We start from the raw sequence: 24,616 nt of genomic DNA on the forward strand, positions 1-24,616 counted from the left end.
TATTTATCACCTCTCATCTTCAGTCAACCAAGACTTAATTATATCTGCAACCTGTTCTGGTTTCTCAGCAGCGTATTTTTTAACCTGTTTTTCCATATTGGATTTCTTATCATTAACTTCAAATTCAATTGGAGCAAAAAATTCTTGTTGCTTTGGAGCAATATTATCTCCAATTACCATATCAATGCCATCAGAAGCTTCTTCTCTGTTTTTACCTGACCTGCGTAGTGCCACAAATAATAAAATAAATAATAAAATAGCTCCTACTCCATATGCAATGCGTTTGTATAGTTCAGCTGAACTGGCTGCTTTATTAGCCTTTTCTATATCTACAAGTGCTTTTTCTGCGGCTTTTTTACTATCACTATTAAAATTCAAGCCTTCCACAGTTATAGAATCCCCTCGAGTTCCAGAAAAGCCTATAGCCTGAGCAACTAAATTATTAACAGAAGTTCTGGTATTTTGATCCAAATTACCATCTAGTACAACTGAGGTAGTAATTTTAGTAATCCCCCCAGGAGCTTTGACTGTATCTTCCACTACTTTTGAATTTTCATAATTTTTTGTTGAGTCTTTACTAACAACATTCCCATTTTTAGTGGTAGTAGGAGTAGAGTTTTGCGCTGCATTATCCACAGGACTACTGCTTAAATCAGTAGTAGTACTATCATTTATAGTCTGTGTATCATGTGAGCTTACTACGGTTCCCTGGGGGTCATACTTAACGATTTGTTTTTTAACTGCATCAAAATTGAGATCTGTATTAACTGAAACCCTTACTCCTGTTTTATAAACAGGCTCCAGCACCTTCATTATTTTTGCTTCCAAATTCTTTTCAACTTCATCTTTTACTTCTATTTGTTTATCCGTGGAACCAGTTAAATTATCTGCTTCCTTATCAAATAACCCCTCAGTTAAAAGTAAAAATTTATCAGATACTATGCTGACATTTTCCTTTGGAAGATTTTGTACAGCTCCGGTGAGCAATGCCACTATTGCCTTTACCTGTGCATTATTAAGCTTAGTACCCGCTTTAAGTTTTATTACAACAGAAGCACTAGCTGGCTCCGTTTCGCGAACAAAAGCTGTGTTTTCTGGTAAAACCAAATTAACCTTAGCTCCTTCAATTTCCGGAAAAGACTTAATAGCTCTTTCAATTTCTCCAGCTAAAGCCCTTTGGTACATGATTTTAGTTTCTGTATCCGTAGGTGCCATTTTTCCATTATCAAAAAGTTCAAATCCTTGGCTTCCCTCTGTAATCTTAACCTCTGACACAAGCTCCATTCTAAGGCTATCAATATCCGACTTAGGTACCAGTATGGAACTACCAGTCACCTTATATGTAACTTTTTTCTCTTTTAATTTTGCTAAAATAGCACTTGAATCCTCTGCCGTCATATTTGAAAATAGCACATCGTATTTAGTCGAAGATGCTAGTACTATAAAAGAACCAAGGGCCACTATAACTACGACCGCAAGTAAACTGTAAGCTATTTTTTTACTTTTACTTAAATCACCAAAACCTTGCGAAAGCTTTTTCCTCATTTCGAGAAGCTTACTCATACCCAGCACCCCTTACTATATCTGCATTCTATTAAATTCCTGGTAAGCCTCTACTAGCTTATTCCTGATTTGTACTGCTAGTTCTAGTGACAATTTAGCTTCCTCTGTAGCGAGCATTACCTTGTGTACATCCTGCTCTTCACCCTTTACAAACTTTTGAGTAATGTTATCTGATTCTATTTGTTTATCATTAACTTCACTTAATTTTTCTTCTAGGGTGTCTAAGAAATTAGTACTTTTCGTTGCACCTTCTACTGGGCTACTTTGAAGATCGTTAAATATTTTTGTATTATTGACATAAGCATTAATATTCATAAATCACTCTCCTATTTACCTATTTCTAAAGCTTTAGAGAACATATTTTTTATAGCATTCATGGAATTTACATTTGCCTCATATGCTCTTGTTGACGCAATCATATCCGCCATTTCATTCATAATATTTACGTTGGGCATAGTCACATAGCCATCTTTATCAGCATCTGGATGCGATGGGTCATAAACACGTCTTAAAGGCGAATCATCATCTACAATACCAACTGCCTTTACCCCTTTAAAACCATCTTTATATGTACCACTACTCTTATCTAATTCTTGTTGCAGATTCTCTTGAAATACAGCTATTTTCCTTATATAAGGTTGTCCATTTTCTCCCCTAGTTGTAGTTGCATTTGCAATGTTAGACGCTATGGTGTCCATCCTTAATCTTTCAGCGGTTAATCCACTAGAACTTATTCTCATTCCCCTAAAAACATCATTCATTTCTACTATTTACCTCCTCCAATAATATAACTTGTAAGTGCAATCTTACTATTAACTTGCTTAACTAGAGCATTAAACATTAGTGTATTAGCTGCTTGATTTGTCATTTCTAGGTCTATATCTACGTTGTTGCCATCTTGCCTCATACTGGTATTCTCGTCCCTTTTTACTGTAATATCACCACTACCACTGGCAGTTTGCATATGCTTCGAATTATCAGTTTTCATTATATCTTTACCCATGCTGTCATTTAATGTGTCTTCAAATGAAACATAGAATTTCTTATAACCTTTTGTATTAATATTTGCAACGTTGTTTGCTATAACCTTACTTCTAGTTGCGGAAGCATCCATACTTTTTTTCAACAAGTTATACGTATTTTCGCTTAGTGAACTTCCAATAATACCCACAATCACCATCTCCCATATTGTAGAATTAGACATATACTTTGAAATTCCTTCTTAAAATTTTAAATTTTACTAAAAACGACTATTTTTTTTTATTAGTCCTAATATATTCCACTATGATAATTACATTATATACTATTTTATTATCAAAGTGAAGATTTCTTTGTAATTTTTTATGAATTAAATTAACTTTAAAATTCAAACTGCCACATTTCACTGTTATAATGTATATTTTAGTGGTTATGTTTCGATTTTAACAATTATTATGGAGTTTTCTTTTTATTTACATTGCCCTTTTATATTATACATTATTGTTGTAATTTGTCTATTAAATTAACTAAATAAGGCAAAAAATAAATAACAAGTCAAAGATACAAATATCTTGACTTGTTATTTATTTATACATATTGTTTATAATTAGAATATTTGTTATTTTTCGTTCGTAATAAATTTAGTCATTTCAACTGTGGAGTAATTAAATTGATCATCTACCAAAACTGTATAGACAATGTAGTTTGTGTTTCTCTCTAATCCACTTATTGATATAGACGTCGACATAACTATATTAAAAGTAAAGTCACCCCTTTGTACAATTAAGCTATTATCTATATTTGGATAATTTAATAATTGTTTCTGATCTGGTGCCTGTGAATCGGCCTTCTGCACTACATAATAAGCTGTGGCAGCTTCTTTTACTTTAATATTAAGTAAGGCTGAGTTTACAGACACATTTCCCACATTAGGATTCTTGTATTCAAATCTTGGAGCATCTACGTCTAGGTCAGTGGTTAATATACCTGTACCTCCTCCTAGCGAATTTAGAAAGTATGCAAATTTACTCCTTAAATTTTTATAAGCAGCTGTTATATTCTTTTGACTTTCCTTTTTATTTTCTAGTGTATTGTTTATAATTTTTTCCACACTAGGTAGGTAAGCTGTTAAACTATTCATTTTGCTCAAGGTATCTTTTCTATCTGGACTAATTGTACCCACTGATGCTAACTTTTCATTTACCTCATTGAGTAAACTAATTAGTTCATCAGTCTTCAACATAATATTAACATAATATGCTGGTGAAACATTTCCAGCATTATCTACTACTACAATTGTATAATTTGGTTTTATACTATCTAAAGCAGCTTCTAGTCCAGTTGTATCTATTCTATAGGAAGTTTGATTTTTCACTTTGATTACTTTCCCATTTCCAGCTTTTACTGAATTCTCAAGTTGATCTATGGTAATTATACTGTCATAGTCTTTTACAATAAATACTCTTGCCTCTTCAGACTCTCCTGGCATCTTTGAATTTTCTGAAGTTTTAACTATAATCGGTTCTCCCGATTTTACAGCTATATTTGACAATAGTTCTAATGTTGACTTTTGATTATCTACTACAATACTGTCATTTGTATCTCTTAAAGAAGCTCCCCCCTCGAGTGATGCTCCCACACCATTAACTATAAATAACTTGTATTTTTTGTCTCGATATTCAGAACCATCTACCATACCTAAAGGTGCTTTGATAAATTTGTTCATTCCATCTCCAACTAATTTCGTAACGTCTTTGTTTTGCTTTTCCAAAGCTTTAAATGGATCATATGGATTAGAACCATCACTATTATACTTGCTATTCCATCCTGATTTTTCAATCCACTCTTTCGTATCTATATTTTCCCATTTCCATCCTTTTACTTGTGGAAGGTCTTCTACAGGTATAAGCCAAGCAGTTTCTCCTATAGCAGGTGCAACTGCTAATGTAATTTCTGTGTTCGCTTGCACTCTTTGTTCAATCATAATAGGCTTTTTAGGTAACATTTCTTCTTTGATAGTCACTATAGATGGAGTATCACTAGATACCCTACCTTCTACTTTTGGAACTCTTCCATAAACATCAGGACTTCCATAACCAGAATACCCAGTTGCTATATACACATCATAATTTCCAGCTTTAATTAGTGTTTTTTTACTATCAAGTTTACGAAGTTCTAATTTGTCACCAATTGATTTGTTATACAATTGTGTTCCATCCCAGGAATTAGACCTCATGCTATTTAAATTGTCCACAGCCTGAAAACTCTTCATATCTAATATTATCTTAGAAGGTACAATATAGACATATTGATCTAAAGGGCTATTTTTAACAGAAGGTGTCCAATTTGAAATTGTAAAATCCCTTACATCTACTCCTAAATTGGCATAATCAATATCTTTAGCAGCATTATCTCTTATTAGAGGGGCTTCTGCTTGTTTAACTTCTGTTGGTGCACTTTCAGCTCTTCCTAGTCTAGTTATAGTGACCCAAATACTTTTCCCATAAGCATCTAAATCTAATTTTGGAATTAATGCAATTTTATCTCTAGTTACTTTAGCTTCTCCTAATTTGTATTTAATTGCCTCATCACTATATACTCTTACTAGTTCTCCCTCTTGTATTTTACGTGATAAATAGCTTGCGGCCGTATCAATGTCCGCTACCTCAACTGAATCATTTTTACCGTTATTATTATAAATAGATATCTTATTAGTATCATTGAGCATTTCTGAAGGCAATACTAAATCTAAAGTTATAATTTTGTTATACCCAATTGCACTACCCTTATAGGTTCTAGTTCCATCTTTTACTGTTACCTTTACAGTATCCCAAATTACCACTAGTTGCTTCATAGTATTGTCACCCATTATAGCAGATACTTTTTCTGGTAGATATTTTTTCTCAAGAAATTTAATATCCTGATTAACATCACTAAATGCTACAACCACCTTTAAACTATCCATATTTAAAACATTATCTGTTGTGGTTTTGGAACCAATTTCTTGCGGTTTTATATTTATATTACCATTTAGAGCAACTCTAAAAAGTTTTCCTTTAGTTGTGTTGTAGTATATATTTCCTGCAACAATATTAATATATCCTACTGCATCCTCAGAAAGCTTAATTTTTTCTCCACTTCCATCAGTTTTAATCTTGTATAATTTATTTCCATCTTCAACATTACTATAATAAATCCACTCATCAAGTACATTTATATAAAAACCTTTGTTTATTTCTGAGGCCTTACCCTTGATTGCTACCACGCCACCGGTACCATCTTTTTTAACCTTGCTTATAGTTCCATTCCCTGAACAATAATAAACCCAGTCTCCGAATACTTGCAGACTAGTTGCATATTCATCACTTAATTTTCCTCTATAAGTTCCTTCTTTATTTATTACATAAGGTTTATGGCCATCAGCATGATTAATATAATAAATCCAATCTCCATCAATGTTAATATAAGCAACCTCACCAACTTGTGAATTGCTGCTGTTATTATCAGCTATAACTTGGTTACCATGATTTAGCACAGCATCAGAACCATTCTTCTTAACCTTATATAGTTTACCCCCATCTGAATGATTACTATAATAAATGTCCTCACCGGATAGTGTTATATAAGCTGCTTTATCATCTACCAATAACTGTTTTTGTGAACCATCTAATTTAGATTTATATAGTCTCCCTCCATCAGTGTAATTACTATAGTAAATATAATCTTGGGATACGTTTATATATTGGGCTTTTTCTTCACTAATTTTTTTATTAAACACTCCATCAAATGCCATTTTATAAAGCGCTTCCTTATCCGCTGGATTTGAATAGTAAATATATCCTTCTGAATCCAATGCAGCTATACCATTATTAACAATATTTCCGCCCGTATTTCCAGCTCCGAAGTCATCAAAGGTATATAGTGAGCATTGGGTTGTAAGGTTATACTGAATATTAAAATATCCTTTTGCAAGTACTGTTTTATCACTAGATAATATGGATATTTCTTCATTCATTTCACTAGAGGTATAAGCTATAATTTCCCCTATATTTTTAATGGAACTACTATGCTTTAACTTGAAATACATAGCACCTGGTACACCAACTAAATTAGTTGGTGTAACACTTATTAGTTTAACATCGCTTCTTACTACAATTTGTAAATCCACACTTGGTGATTGTAGCTTATACTCCTGAGTATTTGCATTCCATACGTATATGTGATTATTTCCTTTAGGATCTATATAAGTCATCTTATCATATTTTCTCGTTACATTAGTTCCATCTAATAAACCATATTTTAGTATACTTGAGAGCTGTTCATAATTTGCATCGTAGGTAAAATAAATATCATAACTACTATTTAAGATAATCTCATTAACTTCTTTAGAATGAGTTAATAAATAATCAGAGGAATATGCCTTGTCTGCAATTATAACCAGTCCATTTTCTCCTGGTAATCCAGCATATATATTTTTTATGTAAAAATCCATGATAGTTGGCTTTAATGTCTTTTCGCCATCTTTTGTCTTTATATTTGTAATTTCTATTCTATACCCCTTACCCTTTGTGTAATTCATATAGGGCTTAATTGTAAAAGACCTGTAATTGCTATAATCCACTATTAGACTAACCGATATAGCTTTGTCCGTAGCTTTATCATAAACTTTAACATTTTCATAATTTATAGAAGTTAAATCTACTTCTTTGTTAAAGTTTATCTTCCATACCTTATCAGGCATTACATTAAATTGATTAGCAATAGTCTTGCTATCAATTGATGTTGCGCCACTCGCCATACTTGAAACACAAAAGACACTTACCATTAGTACAAATATCAATGCACTAATAGTGCTTATAAATTTATTCTTTGTATACATAATTCACTCATCCCCCTAATTTAAAAAAACTCTATAATTTCATGTATTTCACTAAAATTCTTACACTGTTTATGGTTGAAGAAAAAAAAACTCAGAAAACTGAGTTCACTATCTAGATCTAAGATTCTCTAATACTCTTAAGGCATCCTGTGGTAATTTGTTTGATTGAGCCATCATAGCATTTCCAGCCTCAATAAGAATATTATACTTAGAGTATTCCATCATTTCCTCAGCCATATCTGTATCTCTTATACCACTTTCAGCGGATTGTATTTTATCTTCCATCTCTATTGTAGAATTATAGCTACTTTCAAATCTGTTCTCTAATGCTCCGTATTTACTTCTGGCACTGATAATAACATCAAGAGCGTTGTCTACAAGTGTTAGCGATCCGTCTATATTATTCACATCTATATTGACTGCAGTTCCAGTCTTAAGACCTAAGCCATCTGTAGTGAGTTTGTATTTTGGTATGTCAATTTTTTCTCCTACATTAGCACCTGTAGTGGTTTCAATTACTACTGACCCATCATTTTTACCACCTGTTAAAAGCTTAACTCCATTAAACTCAGTATTATTTGCCAAGTCATCTGCGGCATCTAACATTTGATTTATTTCCTTTTGGATTACTGCTTTATCCTCAGGAGTTGTAGCACCACCTGCTCCTACTAAGAGTTCTCTAACTCTTTGTAAGTTAGTAGTAATACCCTCAAGACCGCCTTCTGCAGTTTGCATCATGCTAACCCCATCTTGAGTATTTCTCGCCGCCATTTGAAGCCCTCTTATCTGCATTCTAAGTCTTTCACTTTGAGCAATGGCATTGGGATTTTCTTTGGAACTATTTATTTTAATACCAGAGGAGATTCTCCCTAAGGCAGAACTTTGCTTAGTAAGATTCTGGCTGTAGGCTCTATATATATTTAAAGAGGCAATATTCTTATTTAATCTCATAAAATCAACTCCATTAATTTTTTTTATTACTATCTTTTTTATTATATCGGATATATTTAACTTTACTTTAGGGATTTAGAGGTTTTTTCACTCCTTTACTTTCACTATCCCATTCTTTAAAAGCTTTACCATAATTTAAATACCATTAATATACAACCATATCAAATTCAAACAAGCTTAAGCAACTTTCATAGGAAACCATGGCATCTACTTCTGATATCCTATCACTGACTAGATTTCTATATAACATATATAGCTTTAAATGAAGATCTGGATTCGAATGCTTAACTTCTACCATTTTTTCAAATATGACATCCTCAACAGAAATTTTACTGTGTGGGCCAAGAATGCTAGAAACAAACCACTGCAGTTCCTCAATTTTTATTTTTAAATCCGGTTGATAACAAAGAAGACCTATTTCCTTTAGGTCTTTTATGATTTTCTCTATGGCTTCTACTTCAATTAACAGGGCCTTGTTGCTACCCATATAAAATCGCTCCTCTTGGTTTACAATGTTATTAAAGACTATTTAACTTTATTTATTGTTTCATTAATACTTCGTTTAAAATTGCAATAACTTTATATGAATTTCTATGAATGTTGTTTGATCTATTAATTCAAAATAATTCCTATAACAAAATAAGCAACAGTAGCTATTACTTTAGCTGCTGTTGCTTATTAAAATACTATTCTATATTTCATTTCCCGCTCCAATTATTTCTGTAGTTCTTCTCTTTCATTCATCAGTTCTCTATGCCCAAGTATCCAAGTTTTGTCCTACATTAGGGTCTACTGCAACGTTTAAATCATTTCTGTTATCTGAGTAGTAGTTTCCTTACCAGTCTCCATTGTCATCTTCATTACTACAATACCAGCTGACTCTTGTACTCTTGATTGACTCGTTGCCATTGATAATACTCCTATGTCCATAGCTATTCCTCCAATATTAGTTTTATTTTACACCGCTGGGTACTTGTAATGGCTTGCCTGAGCTTGCTACAGCCTTCAAGCTTCCTTATGTTAGGTGGCTGACACAATCCCTTTCCAATAAATGTATGAACGAAATGAATACGTTTATTGGTTACTTATACTTTTATTATAATTGCAGACTCCACATATGTTTTATATAATTCTCTGTTTTTGTTATTAAAATAAGATAATAGTCTATCACTACAAATCAATTTTTCTTTTACTTTACCTATATACATAGAATAGGTACTCCATTCATAATTCTGGGGCTTTTCAACCATCTTGGCTCTGACAGGATTCAGATGTATATATCGACTTGTTTCAAGCATTTGAGAATCTGATTCTATAAGTTCTGAAAAATATCTATCTTGAAATAAATGTCCAATATAGTTATATTTTTTATTATAGTATTTCGCATACTTACTACTTATTCTACCTATAAATTGTCCTAAAGGCTTATTTTCTGTTTTGATTATTATATGCACATGATTATCCATTAAACAATAGCATATTATTTCATATTTATCGTAGATATAATACTCCACCGTTTCTTTAATCAAAATTATATAATATGCAAAATCTTCTTTTTCTTTAAATATGTTATTCCTGTGATTACCTCTTGCAGTAACATGATAACTTGCACCAGGATACCATTCTCTTTTTATTGTTGGCATAATCAAAACCTCCACCTTATTTCCGTATTATTGATTATTGCCAAATTTCCAAAATTTACACCCCTGGGGTACTTGCGAAGGCTTGCCTAAGCTTGCTAAAAATTAAAAGTAGCCCTACCCACGAAAACAAAATAAGCACCAGCAGCTACTCCCATAGCCACTAATGCTCATTCTAATTTTCTTCCGTCTCTTGTTCTTCTGCTATCGCTATCTATTGCACTAACCTGTGCTGCCAAATTGTCTAGCCTATGATTCAAATTTCTTAGTTGTTGTGGAGTAACGACAGCCTGCTTACCTTGTTCCGCTATTTCTCTCATTTGTAACAGCTTTACTTCCTTGATGTTAAGCATCTTTTGCTTTTCCTGTGCCCACTTTATTTCCTGTTGTAGCTGTTTGTGTAGTTCTTCCTTCTTATCCTTCTGATTATCTGCAATTACATCTAAATTCTGTCCGATATTAGGATCTTCTACAGCATTATGTATCTTTTCTATCATTTGATTATCATTTTCTTTCCCTGTATGCATAGTCGTTTTCGTTTCTACTATACCAGCATGTTCTATATCAGCATGTTGTTGAACCTTTGATAGTGCTGCTATATCCATATGATTACCTCCTATCTACTATTTTTCCCAAATTACAGTTATCCTAGTTGGATGAGCCTGTTTAACATATTCCTCTAACAGTTTCATTTTTGCAGTAGCTGTCTATCCTGCACCCACTGCAACTCTTTCTCTAGTTCTTTTTATCTTTCATTACTACGCCCAAGTATCCAAGTTCTGTCCTACATTAGGGTCTACTGCAACATTCTTCATCATATCTGTAATCTGAGTAGCATTTTCTTTACCTGTATCCATTGCCATCTTCATTACCGCAATCCCAACATTTTCTTGTACTCTTGATTGACTCATTATCATTGATAGTGCTCCTATATCCATAGTTATTCCTCCTATTTTACATTATAGAAAAGAGCCAGAGTTTTCACCCTGACTCCTTAATATTACTTTTATAAGTTTATCAATTATCTTAATAATTGAAGAACTTGTTGTGGTTGTTGGTTAGCTTGTGCAAGCATTGCTTGAGCAGCTTGAGAAAGAATATTGTTCTTTGAGAATGTTGACATTTCTTTAGCCATATCAACGTCTCTGATTCTTGATTCAGCTGATGTCAAGTTTTCGCTTGAAGTTCCTAAGTTATTTATTGTGTGCTCAAGTCTGTTTTGCATAGCACCTAATGAACTTCTTTGACTAGAAACTTTCTTGATAGCATTGTTTACTGTTTCAATTGCAGTAGCTGCTCCAAATTTAGTAGAAACATCTACTGATTTTGTTCCTAAAGCTTCAGCTCTCATATCTGAAACAGAGATAAATGCTGTTTGTCCTGCATTTGCACCAATTTGAGTCATTATTGAACCATCTAAATCTGAACCTGCTGCTTCTTCTTTACCAAATACAAAAGTCATACTTTCTCCAACTTTCATGTTAGCTACAACGTCACCAACAGCTAAAGTAGTACCTCCTGTAATAAGAGCACCAGCAAATGTAAGAGTATCTTTATCTGTTACTGAGATATCAGCAGATACCTTACCATCAGGTCCAATAACTTTGTAATCAGCAGCAGTGTAAGCTCCTGCAGTTGCCTCTCCTATTCTCACTAGCATGTATGCTCCATCTTTTGCAGCAGCAGTAGCTGTAGTTCCAGCAACTGTATTCAAAGTGTCAAGGTCAGCAGTAACGATTTTTACACCTGAATTATTGTTTACTGTTGCAGTACCTTTTACTAATTCACTTACACCTTTTGCTGAACCATCCAACAATTTTTTAGTATTGAATTCTGTTGTATTACCAATTCTATCGATTTCAGTATTTAACTGTTTAATCTCTGATTGGATTTCTTTTCTATCAGAATCAGTATTTGTATCATTAGATGATTGTACTGAAAGTTCTCTCATTCTTTGTAGAATGCTGTGTGTTTCATTTAACGCACCTTCTGCAGTCTGTATTAATGATATAGAGTCTTGAGCATTAGCTCCAGCTTGGTCTAATCCTCTAATTTGTCCTCTCATTTTTTCTGATATAGCAAGACCTGCAGCATCGTCTCCTGCCTTGTTAATTCTTAAACCTGATGAAAGTTTTTCCATTGATTTACCAGCATTACTTGCGTTAATACCCATTTGTCTGTTAGCATTCATTGCGCCCATGTTGTGATTGATTATCATAATAATATTCCTCCTTGAAATTTTTGTAGGACATCCTTGTCCTCTATTTGATATTTATAGTTAAGCTCGTTGCGAGCCATACTAACTAAATTGTTGAAACGTTACTTTTGTAATTGTTGCTTTATTGTTGAATTTCATCATCCAGTGTTCTCAAGGCTTTTATAGTCCTTTCAACACCAAGTTGATTTTCAACAGTTAGGCAACTTTCTGCCGTCAATATTTGTTACTTACAACTGTGAAGTTTAATGTATATACAACTAACATCTTAATAGCTATTTATATTTTCAACTTCTATTATTTATATCGTAGACTAAATTATATACTTTATAGTTTTTTTAAAATTATTTTATAGATTTTAGTCTTTTATTCATTTCTATTATCATTATTACAGTTCTTCATAGAAAGTTTGTTAATATCAATTTGTATATTATCAACCTTATCCTCTATAGCATCAGGCTTTTCTGTATTTGCTGTATAACCATCATATAGTGAACCTATTTTAGTTTTCATTTCTCCATCCAATGTTGCTTCTAGCTTCTTTATTTCACTTTCAATACCATTTTGACCCCATAAAATTCTTCGGCAGTTTCTAGCGAGAATGTTAATATAAGCGTATACAATGGAGGTTGGTATGCTTCAAAATTTATTTTAAAAAGAGTTACCTACGGTATTTTAACCTCCATGGTATCACTCTCCATTTTTTCTAGTTTTAATACAATTAAAAATATTTCGAATATAAAAAACACTAGAATAATCTATTAAATTCTTCCAGTGTTTTCCCTTTTACTGCTATTTTTGATATAACCTATTCACGAAAATTCCCATCATTCCTATATTTGTTTATTAAACATGCTTGAATTAACATAAAAACTTTTATTATAATTGTTATTTGCATTTTTAGTTATTTGTATTTTATTTAATTCTTCCTTTGTACTTTCTTTCTTTGCTCTCATTAATTCCAATAATTCGTGTTGCACCTTTAATATATCCACTTCATCACATATACTCGCAAATTCTTCAGTGGTGTATTGTAGCTTTTCCATATTTTCAATAAGCATTTGTCTACTATCTAATAAATCATCTAATTTATAAATTTCGTCTTGCTGTAATGCTCTAATAAGTTCTATAGTTACCTGCTTGAATTGTACTAATCGCTGTGTCAATTCTTTCAAAATAACTTCCCCCTTCCATTTATTTTAGAAGGATTTTATTTTCCCCCGCCTAATTGTTGCGTTAACCAACTTGATTGGGAGTTCAGCTTATTCATAGCTGTTTCCAGTTTTGAAAACTTCAAAAAATAGCTATTCTCTCTAGATGATAAACTTTTTATCATCTCATTTATCTTTTTATCTTTCTTTATAATATCCTCAGATAATAAAGATTTAACATCCCCCTTTAGGCCTGCTTTTTGAACTAAAATGCCTTTTTTACCAGTTGATTTCGTATAATCTTGTAAAATATCATTTATTCTTTGAAATATACCTTGTTCTTTGTTTCTTGTACTTCTCTCTATACTTGTAGCATCTGCATTATATGAAGAATATGTTGTAGATTGCTTTGTAAACAAATTAGAAACCTGCTCACCTCTATTTTCAATAGCAGTTTTTAGTTTTTTCTCATCTATTATAATTTTCCCTCTTTGACTTGTATCCGGTGAGGTTGACAATCCGATTTCTGAAAGAGATATGCCTGCGCCTTCAACGCCTTCATAAAAAGTCCTTCTCATTGAGCTAAGCATATTTTCTAAATTTGGGTCACCATTTAACAATCCTTCTTTAGCCTTAATCTCCCATTGTTTAATCTCATCTTCCTTCATATCTTTCTTCTGTTCATCAGAAAGTGGAAGATACTTATATTGCTTCTTTTCATCAGTTTTTTGACTAACCTTATCCACTAGTTCATTATATTTATCTATGAAACCTTTAATTTTATCATAAGTTTTTTGGGAATTCCCAGTGACGGTAATATTATTTGTTGTGCCTGCCTTGGTTAATGTATAGTTAACTCCATCTATAGAAAAAGTATTACCTGGTTTTTCAACAGTTGTTGCTACAGCACCTATCCCTGGAGGAGTTATTATAACTTTAGCATCTTTTCCAGGGGTTACAGCTGCATTCAAATTTAATTTTGTTAAAACACCCTTTCCTCCGACCTCTGTTACATTTAATAATGCTGAACTTCCTGTTTGTAAACTCTCCATACTAAATTTTCCTGTTAGCTCGCTAAAATTTAGTTTAACAGCCCCAGTTGTACCTTGATTAACCGCATCTATTAATTGTGATATTGTAGCATCCTTTGATACAGTTATAGGGTTACTTTTTTTTGTTATACCATTAGAGTCTTTATAATCAAAAGTTAAAGTTCCACCATCTTCAATACCTAAGTCACTTAATTTTGTAGTATATCTATTAGGATTAATAACTTTCCCTACAAGATTATCCATATCGGTAACTACGCCCGTTGAAACCACTTTTACACTATCATTTGTTAAAGCATTAAATTTAATTCCAGCTCCGACTCCGGCTCCTTCTGACACAATTATCTTCCCATCTAATGTAGGTTGTTTAGCTAATTTATCATTTATATTAGCAACTAATGATTTTCTATCTGTTACTGGAGGAATATTATCAATAGTTATGCTTTCCTCTGTCTCTCCAACTTTAAACCTTATAGTTTTTCCTTGCCAATTTGCCAAAACAAAAGAGTCATTACTCTCATTTATTGCTACTCCATCTATCTTTGCCGCTGTAGCTAAATTTGTTACTTCCACTTTATAGCTTCCAGGCATAGCTCCCACAGACGCCGTAGCACTAACCCCAGCACTTTCTCCTGCTACGCTATTAGTAGCCGTTACATCAAACCCCGCATAGTTATTTTTACTTAACATATTAGTATCGGGTTTTAAGTTATCAAAATATGTGTCTTTAATAGCAGCTGTATCTGATAATATATCCCTATAAAGCTCCTGCCTCCACGATACTATTTGTCTATCCTGTTTCATCTTATCAACTTTCATGGTGTAAGGTTTCATCATTTGCTTTACTAGTGTTTCTGTATCCAGTCCTGAAGCCATCCCAGTAATTCTCATTTAATACAACCTCCTTTTACATAGTTGAGATTTAAAAATAATTTTTCTGCTACGCATAAAAATCTCCACTTTCCATTCTCAACTATCTACTTTCCACCTTTAGATACTTTATAAGCCTCATTCCAAGTATCTCTAACGTCTTCAATCAGTGGAATAACCTCATTCATAATCTCTTCACTTTTTTTAATATTAGCCTCCGTAAGTCGTCGAGTTATAAACTCATAAACTTTCATTAAACTCTCTGCCCATTCTCCACCTTTTGCCACATCCAAAGTTGCCATTAACTCATAAAATATATTTTGAGTTTTTACAATATTTTCGTGTGCCTTTTTAACATCTTTATCTAAGATAGCTTGTCTACCTATTTTTGAAAATTTTGAAGCCCCATCTACTAACATTAAAAGCAATTGATCCTTTGAAGCAAAATTAACACTATTATTTTTATAAGTACTGAATGCATTTCCATAAGCGTTCATTGCCATATTCCCTCACCTCTACTTTTTAGTATCTATAAAATTTCCCATAATTCTTTGCTCTTTTTCTAAAACCTCTTTAAAAACCTCTACGTCATATTGATTATTTATAAATGCACCTACAGTTATTTTATGGTTTTTCTTATATTTCAAAAGCTTACTACTAAATTCTTGGTAAGACTTTGAGTTATCTTTAGGATTTCTATCTTTATTTATACTTATTGAATCTTTTCTATGAACTACACCCGACTTTGTTGTATCCTTAACTCTCTGTCTTATTTCAACATCAATTTTATTTAATTTAAATTCCATAATACCCTCCCATCTTTATCCTAGTGGGTTACGCCTTTTAAGTCAAAATTCATGCCTTTTTATCTACTAAAACACCAGCCATTTCACACATTTTAGCTACCATATCTAGTATTTTTTTTGAGGGAAGTTCATTTATTACTTCATTAGTATTATTGTCTATTACCTTTACAATCATTTGGTTAAACACATCATGTTTTTCATATTGTAGATGGGTACTTTCACCCTCTAAAAATTTATTTATTTTATTTACTGCCTTCTTAACTTCTTTTTCACTATTATCTTTTTCACTTAGTGGATTATTACTTTCAGTAGGCTTTGAAACCCCAGTATTATTAGAAACTTTATAAGATTTATCAAAGCCCATAGTTTTATTTACACCAATACCTCCAATTTCCATGCTTTGCCCCCCAATTTATTTTTTTAATTTTTCTAAAGCTGACAAATCAAAAACCATAGCTCTTTGGTTTTCATCCGTCACTTCTTTATAAAGTTCTGACCTTAAAATGCTAATTTCTCTAGGTGCATTTATAGCAATTTTTACTGAGCCATTTTCAATTTTAACTATGGTTATTTCCACGTCTTCACCTATTAATAGGGATTCACCTTTTTTTCTACCTATTACTAACATTTATACATCCCCTTGCTTCTTTGGCGTAAAAAACAATTAACAATTGTCATCTTCTTTAAATAGAGGTTGTTTTATTTTGTATATATCATTATCTAATATTAGTTGTTCCCCTAATTTTTCTTTTATATTAATAATTATGGGAGCTTTTAGATTAGTAGTCATATCTTCAATATGTGAATTTAAAGTTACTGTAGTTAATACTAGTACTTCTTCCGGTTTATCTATTTGTAGTTCTTTTATATAGTTATCCGGTATTTTAAATTCGTAATCTTTAAGGATATTAAATGGAGATACTAATACTAACCCAACCTCAATAGCTTCAATTGAGTGTAATATACTAAAAATTTCATTACTTTCTAAAGGGAAAATTATAAAATTTTTCAATTCCTTAAATCCCGGTAAACCTTTTTTGAACACTATAACATCTTCATCACTATACTCTCTAACTCCATGATACTTAGTAATTAGCTCCATATTACAAATCAACTCCTTTTGTAAAAATCATTTTTCTCTTAATTTTCAACTCTCAACTATCTCAAGTAATCAAGTAATGAAGGCTGAAGTACCTTAGCGCTAGTTTGTAGCGATGCCATATATACAGTTTGCATAGTAGCATATTCCATTGTTTTTTCTGTAATATCTATATCTTCAGTTGCAGACAAGATTTCTGTCATATTAAAATTCTGATCTACATTTCTAGCTTCTGCGCTTTCCATTCTATTTTGTTTAGCACCAACCTCAGAACGGAGCTTTAAAATATTGGTCGTAACTTTTTGTATTCCTTCCAAGTCTGCATTGGTCAAAGCTTTAATATCATCAGCATAATTAGGATTAGCAGTGCCTGCTGAATCCGTCGGCTTCGAATCAAGATGACTAGTAATATCCCCTAATAATTTCATAAGATTCTCACCAGTACCCGTTCCATAGTTTATAACCTGTGATGCTGTAACATTATAATCCATAGTTACACCTTGGGATACTTCAACTAGGAGCTTTGAATTTATTTGATTATACTCTATAGTACTAGGGTCGGTATCAACTGGGGGATTGGGAACAACTAATTCCCCTCCACCAATCTTAGAATATACTAATTCGCTATTCAGCCCTCCGGTACCACCCGCTTTAGTTTCAGTAGGCTTAGTAGTTCCTCTTGTGCCTCCAAAAATATACTTACCATCAAAGCTGGTATTTAATACTTGTGAGACTTCCTGTACTCTTTGATTTATTTCATCTTTAATAGCTTGTCTTTGTTCACTACTGTAGCTACCATTTCCAGCAGATACTAAAAGTTCTTCAATTCTTCCAGCTACATTGCCTACATGTGATAATGCTGTATCAGTTGTGTCAAGCCAATTTGTTGTATTTTTAATATTACTATTATATTGTTTATTTGCATCTATATCTGAATACATCTGCATTATCCTGGAAGATTTAAAAGGATCATCTGAAGCTTTTGTTATTTGTTTACCAGAAGTCATTTGACCCTGTATCCTACTCATATTAGTCAAATTTGTTCTCATATCTCTTAAAAAATTATTTGAAAGCATTTTATTTGTTACTCTCATATCTTCACCCCTCACTTAATCCATGTAATTATATTATTTATTTTTTCAAGCCATTAATAACCACATCTAGAAGCTCATCCACGGTGGAAATAATCTTTGCGTTAGCTTGATAAGCATGTTGAAATTGAATCATATTAGCCATTTCTTCATCCAAGGATACACCTGATATAGATGTCCTTGATTCATCTAAGCCTGCTAATAGTAATCCATGGTTTTTTACAATTCTTTTTGCCTCTTGGGTCTGCACCGCGAGTCTATTCACGATATCCGTGAAATACCCACTAACTGTCATACCATTCAAATTGGACTTAACCATATTTACTCCTAAAGTAGCATCTAGATCAAATTTACCTGTTAAAAATTCTGCTCTTGTTTTGCCTGCATCAATGTCTTGAATTGCTAATCTAATATCTCTAAGACTTGAAATAGCCAGTGCTCTTTTCCCATCTGTTGGTCCTGGAGTATCCCCTATTCCAACCTTAATAAGCATAACATCATCAATAATCGCTTTCTTTATAGAAATATTTCCGGCATTAATGCTCTGTTCTCCAGCTGCAGTAGGATCCGTACTATTAACAAAAAATAAATCTTCCTCCGTGGCAGTTGCACTACCGCTATGCACCGCATTTATAGAAAATGCAATACCCTTAGCTAAATTATTCAACTCATTGACATACTTATCTATATCCGCTTGTACAGACATATAACCTTGTAGTTCTCCAGTTTTTGGAAGGAATAAATTTAACGTACCATCTGCTTTTTCAACATTTCCAGCCTTATCTGCCAAAAGCACCCTGCATTGATCTAACTCTTTATATTGTCCAGGAGTTAATTGCATGCTTATAGTTTCGCTTTTTTGGGACATATCTCCATTTTTATAATAAGTTACATTATATCCTTGCGTTGGATCATTTTTATCTTTTAGTTCAATACTGCTCACATAAGAAAACCTACTAACATCATCTTTGCCAATGGACTTTACAAGATATGCATCGTAACCATCCGCTTTAAGATCTTCTCCCCCAAGTCCTTTCTTATCAATAGAAATACCAAATTTTGCACTTAGTTGATCTACTAACAAATCCCTTTTATCCATTAAATCATTTGGTTCATTTCCACCAACTTTTACGCTTATAACCTGTTGATTTAATACATTTATTTGATCAAGCATATTGTTTATGTCTACTACGTTCTGCTTAATAACCTCTTGACTGTTGCCTTTTAATTTTATTAATTGATTATAAGTATTGTTTAGCTCATCAGTAAGTGCTTTGGATTGTTGTGCCACCACGGTTCTTGAATTTGAACTTTCTGGATGTAATGAAAGGTCACCCCAAGAATTGAATACCTTTGTGAGGAGAGTTGACACTCCTGTATCACTAGGCTCATTCATAATACCTTCAATTTGTGTAAGAAATTCCTCACGTCCCTCGTATAACCCGCTAGTTCCATTTTCCGTTCTTACCTGATAATCTAAAAAGCCATCTCTAATTCTTGATATAGATGAAATCTGTACACCAGTACCTAATTGACCTGGCCCCATAGCATTGTTCATGCTAGGCATACCAAAGGGCCTTGAAGCCTCCATTGTAGCCCTTTGTCTTGAATAGCCTTCTGTATTAGCATTAGCTATGTTGTGACTAACTACATCTAAAGCCTTTTGTTGAGCACTCATACCTCTTTTTGCTACATTAAAAGTTCCAAATAATCCTGACATCTCTTTCACCTCATACTATTTTTTTACTTTACCATACGCATTATAAATTGGTGTTTCACGTATTGGGTTTAATACATTCAATATTCTATTTGTAAAACTAAGTCCTTGTTTTATAAGTAACTCATTTGTATCCTTTTGTAGTACAACTTCCTGTAATAAGTTCTTAATTTTATAATAATTGTTTTCAAGCTCTTTATCTTTAAGTTCTTCAATTATGGACCCCATATCTCTGCTTTCTGTAAGCTTTCTTCGCTGCACTTCCATATGAGCTATGTTTTTATTAGCTTCTTTGATTTTGTTTACACAAGCTTCCAATCCAAAAATATCATTAGCAACTATACATCGGTGTTGCTCTTCAAGCTCTACTAACAGAACCATCACAGCTTCTATTTCCTGTATCATGACAACATTTAGTTTTTCTTTCATAACTAAATATCTCTCCCCTTCATAATCTCCATCATTCTACTAGCTGTTAATTTTGAATCCATCTTGTAGGTACCCTGAGATACTTGGTTTCTGATAGCTTCTATCTTAGCCTCAGAATTAATTGATTTACTATCCAATGATAATGCACTTAAGCTTTTTCCTGCAGGCGATAATTCTATGGTGTCTTTTTTTGCAGCAGTTAGCTTTGCTTCTGTTTTAGGTGTCTTGTTTTTGTAGAAACTAACCACATTATTCTTTACTCCATCTATTTTCATTCCTAATCACTCCTAGCTTTTTATATCTTAATACTAGATTCCTTCTAGTTTGTTCTATCTATTCCTATTATCGTATATAATCTTTCAAAGTTTATATACAATTTAATTATAAGTCAATATTAATAATTTATTTACTATATGTATTTATTTCTATGCGCTATTCCTAAAAGCATATTGCATTTATAATGCAAAAAATAAAAGGGAATAAATTTTCTTTATTCCCCAAATAAAAAAGGAATAACATAAATTCATTCCTTTCCTATACCTATATACTTTTTTCTTTAATCCTTATTTCATTCACTATTCAGATATAGCTTTAACTCTTTCTTCTCCACTAATTATACTAGTAATCCTAACTCCAAAATTTTCATCTACAACTACAACTTCACCGTAAGCTACCTTTTTACCATTAACTAATATATCTACTGGTTCTTCTGCTAGCTTATCAAGTTCAATTAGTGACCCAGTTCCCAAATTCAAAATATCTCTAATGTTCTTTTTAGTTTTTCCAAGTACTACGGAAATTTCTAATGGAACATCTAATATTAAGTCAATGTTTCTAGGCGAATTATAAACAGGAGATTTCGTTAGAGGCACAAATGCTGCTTGCCTAACTTCTACTTGCGGTTCCTGTCTTTCAATAGGTTTTGCGTAATATTCAGGTTGCACCGGAACACTGGTATAAGCTGCTTCCTGCTGCGCTGATGGTGCCGCAGGAGCTGGCTCTACTTTTGGTAATGCCTTCTCTGTACTAACTTCTTTAGGTGCTTCAACAACTTCTTCTGTACCCATCATAATATCTACTATTTTTTTAGCAGTTTCAACAGGGAGCACTTGCATTATAATGCTATCAACTAAATCGCCAATGGTCAATTTAAAGGCTACCTGAACAACTTCCTCATCTTCATCTATACTATCACTTAAGGGTGAAGTTGAGTCATCCCATATCTTAGATTGTGGCGGAGAAATATTTACTGTTCTGGCAAACATTGTTGCCATAGATGTTGCAGCAGAGCCAATCATCTGATTCATGGCTTCTGAAACAGCACTTGTTTCAATTTCTGAAAGCTCTGGTGTACCTTCTATTTTCCCATCTCCACCCATCATTAAACTAGCTATAACCGCAGCATCAGAGGTCTTCATTACTAAAAGGTTCCCCCCTGAGATACCACTTGTAAACTTAACGTCTAGTGCAATATTAGGCACTGCATAGTTATCTCTTAATTCTTTGAGTGTAGTGACTGTTACTACAGGCGTTGCTATATTTACTGGTTGACCCGTTATAGTTGAAAGAGCTGTTGATGCCGAGCCCATAGAAATATTTCCAACTTCACCTAGCAAATCTCTCTCAATTTCAGAAAGCTCAAACTTTTTTATAGGTTCTGAGCTCATTTCTTCCGAGCTCATGCCGCCACCATTTAAGAGAGCGTCGATTTCTTCTTGTGAAAGAAAGCCGTTACTCATAATTTTCCACATCCTTATCTATTATATCTAATATTTGAATTCCCCTGTTTTTACCTATAATACCTGGTTTACCTGTATAGCACAAACGTTCCTCTACAAACACTTTAACCGGGCTATCACTTGCATTATCTAATGTAATGACGTCCCCTTCCGTAAGTTGTAGAAATTCATTTACAGTAATATTTGTAGAACCGAGCATTCCTTTTATTGGAACGCTTACTATATTTAATCGCTCCTTTAATTTATTTCTAGATTCACTTACAATTTCTTCATCGTTTTCTCTAAACCAATATTGAACAACAAGTTTATCAAGCACTTTTTCAATACTTAAATAAGGTATACAAATATTTATAAAAGTACTATTATTGCTAAGTTCTACAGAAAAAGTAATTAATGCAACTGGTTCATTTGGCGCGAGAGTTTGATTAAGTGCAGGGTTAGTTTCTAATGCCTCTATCTCTGGTTCTACATCCAAAACATCTTCCCAAGCAAGTTTAAGGTTATCTATAAGCCCCGCATTAACATTTCTTAAAATATTTTTATCTATATCAGAAAATTCCTTGAGCTTAACTTTTCTGCTACCCATTCCCCCTAGAAGTATATCAATTACTTGAAAGGAAAACTGGGGATTAGTCTCAAATAATATAGACCCACTTAGTGGTGGCATTTTAAATACGGTTAAAATAGTAGGATTAGGAATTGAATGAATAAATTCCTCATAGGTTATTTGCTGAATGCTTTCAATTTTAACCTTTACATTATTTCTTAGCTGTGCGGATAAATAACTTGATATTATTCTTCCATAATTATCGTGAATGAGCTCAAGCGTTCTCAAATGGTCCTTTGAGAATTTTTGAGGACTTCTAAAATCGTATAATTTAATTCTGTGCTTTTCCTCTTCACCCGGGAGCTGATCTGGTTCTATTTCCCCAGAAGAAAGGGCAGATAAAAGTGAGTCTATTTCACCTTGTGATAATACTTCTGCCATATTTCTACCTCATTTCTCTGTATAAAATATGAATTTATCTTTTGGTAAGCTCTTATCTTTCGATTAGCTTACCAATCTCAATTAATGTTATTATTCTATCTTTAAAATTTATAACCCCTTTAATATAGGTTTTTTTTCTGTCAGTTTCAACTTTTTCAATTATTGATTCTTCTATTTCTAATACTTCATCAACTTGGTCTACAGTTACTCCTACAGATTCTTCTTGCAGGTTTAATATAATAATATTTTCTTGTGCGCCGCCCCCTTTTTCAATATCTAAAAGCAGATTTATATCTAAGAGAGAAATTATATTTCCTCTTAAATTAATTAAGCCCTTTATATAATCTGCAGACTTAGGTACCTTTGTTATTTCCATCATATCATTAATACTTTGAACTTTAGAAGCTTCTACTGCAAACTGCTCTTCATTAACTTTGAATACAACTACTTGCATAACTTTCCCCTCCTAGCCTACAACTTTTTTTATTGCCTCAAGTACTCTATCGGCTTGAAATGGTTTTACAATAAAATCTTTTGCTCCTGCTCTTATTGCATCCATAACCATACTTTGTTGCCCCATTGCGCTACACATAATTATTTTTGCAGCAGGATCAAAAGCTTTAATTACTTTGACAGCTTCAATTCCATCCATATCAGGCATTGTAATATCCATAGTTACAACATCTGGTTTTTCTACTTTATATAGCTCCACAGCTTTTATTCCATTACTTGCTTCACCCACAACCTCAAATCCATTTTTTTCCAATATATCTTTTATCATCATTCTCATAAATGCCGCATCATCAACAATTAATACTTTAGCCATTTTATATAACCTCCAATTAGTTTACACCTAGTGAATTTAGTATTTTCTCTAGTGATCCAGGCATTGGTATATAATAAAAATGCCCGTTTATTTTTTGATTTTCTTGTAAAAACTGTGTTTCTAAATCAAGTACATACTCATCAAATTGACCTGATTCAATAAATGTAGTAGATAGTATTGCGCCCATCATATCTAGTGCTACAGCTGGTACAGAAGGCAGAAGAACCAAATTCGTAAGTTTTGCTATGGCATTCATGAAAGAGCTTGAAATAATATTTCCTATTTCACATAATGCAGAACTTCCAATTTCCGTTATCTGCTGCTGCTGCGCGCCTAGTAAACTTGATATGATATTTAGTGCTGTTTCCTTATCTAGTGTAAAAAGTATATTACCTGGTATATCTCCAAGGACTCGTACAATTACACCAATTACAACTTCTTCAACTCCGATTTTAGCAAATATATCATCAAATGGAATAATATTTACTGATGGCACAGCCATATCTACTTTTTCATTCAGTAACTCTGATAAGGATGTAGCTGCATTTCCTGCACCAATATTACCTACTTCCTGTAGCACATCTAATTGCATAGCACTTAGCTCAGAATAGTCCATATATACCCT

At 32.8% G+C, this 24,616-nt stretch carries 29 protein-coding genes; all 29 read right to left on the minus strand.

Features of this window, described 5'->3' with window-relative positions; all coding sequences use genetic code 11:
• Positions 1 to 6: 6 nt before the first annotated feature.
• The 29 genes from fliF to G9F72_RS17390 all read right to left on the minus strand — a co-directional run bounded on the left by fliF (position 7) and on the right by G9F72_RS17390 (position 24,607).
• Positions 7 to 1,563: a flagellar basal-body MS-ring/collar protein FliF gene (gene fliF, locus G9F72_RS17250; protein WP_164955868.1), complete on the minus strand. Its 1,557-nt coding sequence runs from the start codon at positions 1,561 to 1,563 to the stop codon at positions 7 to 9.
• 15 nt (positions 1,564 to 1,578) lie between these two features.
• Positions 1,579 to 1,878 (minus strand): flagellar hook-basal body complex protein FliE, encoded by a 300-nt coding sequence (fliE, locus tag G9F72_RS17255; protein ID WP_164955869.1) that lies wholly within the window; start codon positions 1,876 to 1,878, stop codon positions 1,579 to 1,581.
• An 11-nt stretch (positions 1,879 to 1,889) separates the two neighbouring features.
• On the minus strand, positions 1,890 to 2,324 hold the full coding sequence (gene flgC / locus G9F72_RS17260) for a flagellar basal body rod protein FlgC (protein ID WP_164955870.1): 435 nt from the start codon (positions 2,322 to 2,324) through the stop codon (positions 1,890 to 1,892).
• Positions 2,325 to 2,329: 5 nt separating this feature from the next.
• The gene (flgB, locus tag G9F72_RS17265; RefSeq protein WP_318010956.1) at positions 2,330 to 2,767 is read right to left on the minus strand and encodes a flagellar basal body rod protein FlgB; all 438 of its coding nucleotides are present in this window, start codon (positions 2,765 to 2,767) and stop codon (positions 2,330 to 2,332) included.
• A gap of 393 nt (positions 2,768 to 3,160) precedes the next feature.
• Complete coding sequence (locus G9F72_RS17270) at positions 3,161 to 7,420, minus strand: DUF5050 domain-containing protein (RefSeq protein WP_164955871.1); 4,260 nt, start codon at positions 7,418 to 7,420, stop codon at positions 3,161 to 3,163.
• 108 nt (positions 7,421 to 7,528) lie between these two features.
• Positions 7,529 to 8,371 carry a flagellin gene (locus G9F72_RS17275; RefSeq protein WP_164955872.1) on the minus strand — a complete coding sequence of 281 codons (843 nt, stop codon included), beginning with the start codon at positions 8,369 to 8,371 and terminating at the stop codon, positions 7,529 to 7,531.
• Between the two features lie 145 nt (positions 8,372 to 8,516).
• The gene (locus tag G9F72_RS17280; RefSeq protein ID WP_164955873.1) at positions 8,517 to 8,858 is read right to left on the minus strand and encodes a hypothetical protein; all 342 of its coding nucleotides are present in this window, start codon (positions 8,856 to 8,858) and stop codon (positions 8,517 to 8,519) included.
• 314 nt (positions 8,859 to 9,172) lie between these two features.
• A complete protein-coding gene (locus G9F72_RS17285; protein ID WP_224676155.1) occupies positions 9,173 to 9,301 on the minus strand; it encodes a YjfB family protein in 129 nt (42 codons plus the stop codon).
• Positions 9,302 to 9,456: 155 nt separating this feature from the next.
• Positions 9,457 to 10,014: a transposase gene (locus tag G9F72_RS17290; RefSeq protein ID WP_164955874.1), complete on the minus strand. Its 558-nt coding sequence runs from the start codon at positions 10,012 to 10,014 to the stop codon at positions 9,457 to 9,459.
• Positions 10,015 to 10,181: 167 nt separating this feature from the next.
• Positions 10,182 to 10,616 (minus strand): hypothetical protein, encoded by a 435-nt coding sequence (locus tag G9F72_RS17295; RefSeq protein ID WP_164955875.1) that lies wholly within the window; start codon positions 10,614 to 10,616, stop codon positions 10,182 to 10,184.
• A gap of 153 nt (positions 10,617 to 10,769) precedes the next feature.
• Complete coding sequence (locus G9F72_RS17300) at positions 10,770 to 10,949, minus strand: YjfB family protein (protein ID WP_164955876.1); 180 nt, start codon at positions 10,947 to 10,949, stop codon at positions 10,770 to 10,772.
• 83 nt (positions 10,950 to 11,032) lie between these two features.
• Positions 11,033 to 12,229, minus strand: coding sequence for a flagellin (locus G9F72_RS17305; RefSeq protein ID WP_164955877.1), 1,197 nt, complete (start codon positions 12,227 to 12,229; stop codon positions 11,033 to 11,035).
• Positions 12,230 to 12,592: 363 nt separating this feature from the next.
• Positions 12,593 to 12,739 (minus strand): hypothetical protein, encoded by a 147-nt coding sequence (locus G9F72_RS17310; RefSeq protein WP_164955878.1) that lies wholly within the window; start codon positions 12,737 to 12,739, stop codon positions 12,593 to 12,595.
• A gap of 320 nt (positions 12,740 to 13,059) precedes the next feature.
• On the minus strand, positions 13,060 to 13,401 hold the full coding sequence (locus tag G9F72_RS17315; protein WP_164955879.1) for a hypothetical protein: 342 nt from the start codon (positions 13,399 to 13,401) through the stop codon (positions 13,060 to 13,062).
• Between the two features lie 35 nt (positions 13,402 to 13,436).
• Positions 13,437 to 15,317, minus strand: a complete 1,881-nt coding sequence (gene fliD / locus G9F72_RS17320; RefSeq protein ID WP_164955880.1) for a flagellar filament capping protein FliD — start codon at positions 15,315 to 15,317, stop codon at positions 13,437 to 13,439.
• Between the two features lie 86 nt (positions 15,318 to 15,403).
• Complete coding sequence (gene fliS, locus G9F72_RS17325) at positions 15,404 to 15,799, minus strand: flagellar export chaperone FliS (protein ID WP_411955939.1); 396 nt, start codon at positions 15,797 to 15,799, stop codon at positions 15,404 to 15,406.
• A gap of 12 nt (positions 15,800 to 15,811) precedes the next feature.
• Complete coding sequence (locus G9F72_RS17330; protein WP_164955881.1) at positions 15,812 to 16,102, minus strand: hypothetical protein; 291 nt, start codon at positions 16,100 to 16,102, stop codon at positions 15,812 to 15,814.
• 49 nt (positions 16,103 to 16,151) lie between these two features.
• On the minus strand, positions 16,152 to 16,499 hold the full coding sequence (locus G9F72_RS17335; RefSeq protein WP_224676156.1) for a flagellar protein FlaG: 348 nt from the start codon (positions 16,497 to 16,499) through the stop codon (positions 16,152 to 16,154).
• Between the two features lie 15 nt (positions 16,500 to 16,514).
• Positions 16,515 to 16,730, minus strand: coding sequence for a carbon storage regulator CsrA (gene csrA / locus G9F72_RS17340; protein WP_164955882.1), 216 nt, complete (start codon positions 16,728 to 16,730; stop codon positions 16,515 to 16,517).
• 36 nt (positions 16,731 to 16,766) lie between these two features.
• The gene (gene fliW / locus G9F72_RS17345; RefSeq protein WP_164955883.1) at positions 16,767 to 17,204 is read right to left on the minus strand and encodes a flagellar assembly protein FliW; all 438 of its coding nucleotides are present in this window, start codon (positions 17,202 to 17,204) and stop codon (positions 16,767 to 16,769) included.
• A 56-nt stretch (positions 17,205 to 17,260) separates the two neighbouring features.
• On the minus strand, positions 17,261 to 18,295 hold the full coding sequence (flgL, locus tag G9F72_RS17350) for a flagellar hook-associated protein FlgL (protein ID WP_164955884.1): 1,035 nt from the start codon (positions 18,293 to 18,295) through the stop codon (positions 17,261 to 17,263).
• A gap of 37 nt (positions 18,296 to 18,332) precedes the next feature.
• Entirely contained in the window at positions 18,333 to 20,012 is a 1,680-nt protein-coding gene (gene flgK, locus G9F72_RS17355) for a flagellar hook-associated protein FlgK (protein ID WP_164955885.1), read from the minus strand.
• 15 nt (positions 20,013 to 20,027) lie between these two features.
• Positions 20,028 to 20,438 (minus strand): flagellar protein FlgN, encoded by a 411-nt coding sequence (locus tag G9F72_RS17360; protein WP_164955886.1) that lies wholly within the window; start codon positions 20,436 to 20,438, stop codon positions 20,028 to 20,030.
• A gap of 2 nt (positions 20,439 to 20,440) precedes the next feature.
• Positions 20,441 to 20,713 (minus strand): flagellar biosynthesis anti-sigma factor FlgM, encoded by a 273-nt coding sequence (flgM, locus tag G9F72_RS17365; protein ID WP_164955887.1) that lies wholly within the window; start codon positions 20,711 to 20,713, stop codon positions 20,441 to 20,443.
• A gap of 300 nt (positions 20,714 to 21,013) precedes the next feature.
• Positions 21,014 to 22,177 carry a flagellar motor switch phosphatase FliY gene (fliY, locus tag G9F72_RS17370; protein ID WP_164955888.1) on the minus strand — a complete coding sequence of 388 codons (1,164 nt, stop codon included), beginning with the start codon at positions 22,175 to 22,177 and terminating at the stop codon, positions 21,014 to 21,016.
• Entirely contained in the window at positions 22,170 to 23,165 is a 996-nt protein-coding gene (fliM, locus tag G9F72_RS17375; RefSeq protein WP_164955889.1) for a flagellar motor switch protein FliM, read from the minus strand. The genes fliY and fliM overlap by 8 nt, the downstream gene beginning before the upstream one ends.
• Before the next feature lie 52 nt (positions 23,166 to 23,217).
• The gene (locus G9F72_RS17380) at positions 23,218 to 23,619 is read right to left on the minus strand and encodes a chemotaxis protein CheW (RefSeq protein ID WP_164955890.1); all 402 of its coding nucleotides are present in this window, start codon (positions 23,617 to 23,619) and stop codon (positions 23,218 to 23,220) included.
• Between the two features lie 12 nt (positions 23,620 to 23,631).
• Positions 23,632 to 23,991 (minus strand): response regulator, encoded by a 360-nt coding sequence (locus tag G9F72_RS17385; RefSeq protein WP_164955891.1) that lies wholly within the window; start codon positions 23,989 to 23,991, stop codon positions 23,632 to 23,634.
• Positions 23,992 to 24,007: 16 nt separating this feature from the next.
• On the minus strand, positions 24,008 to 24,607 hold the full coding sequence (locus tag G9F72_RS17390) for a chemotaxis protein CheC (protein ID WP_164955892.1): 600 nt from the start codon (positions 24,605 to 24,607) through the stop codon (positions 24,008 to 24,010).
• Between the last annotated feature and the right edge of the window lie 9 nt (positions 24,608 to 24,616).

Source organism: Clostridium estertheticum, from assembly GCF_011065935.2.
In the GTDB taxonomy this organism is placed as follows: Bacteria; Bacillota; Clostridia; order Clostridiales; family Clostridiaceae; genus Clostridium_AD; species Clostridium_AD estertheticum_A.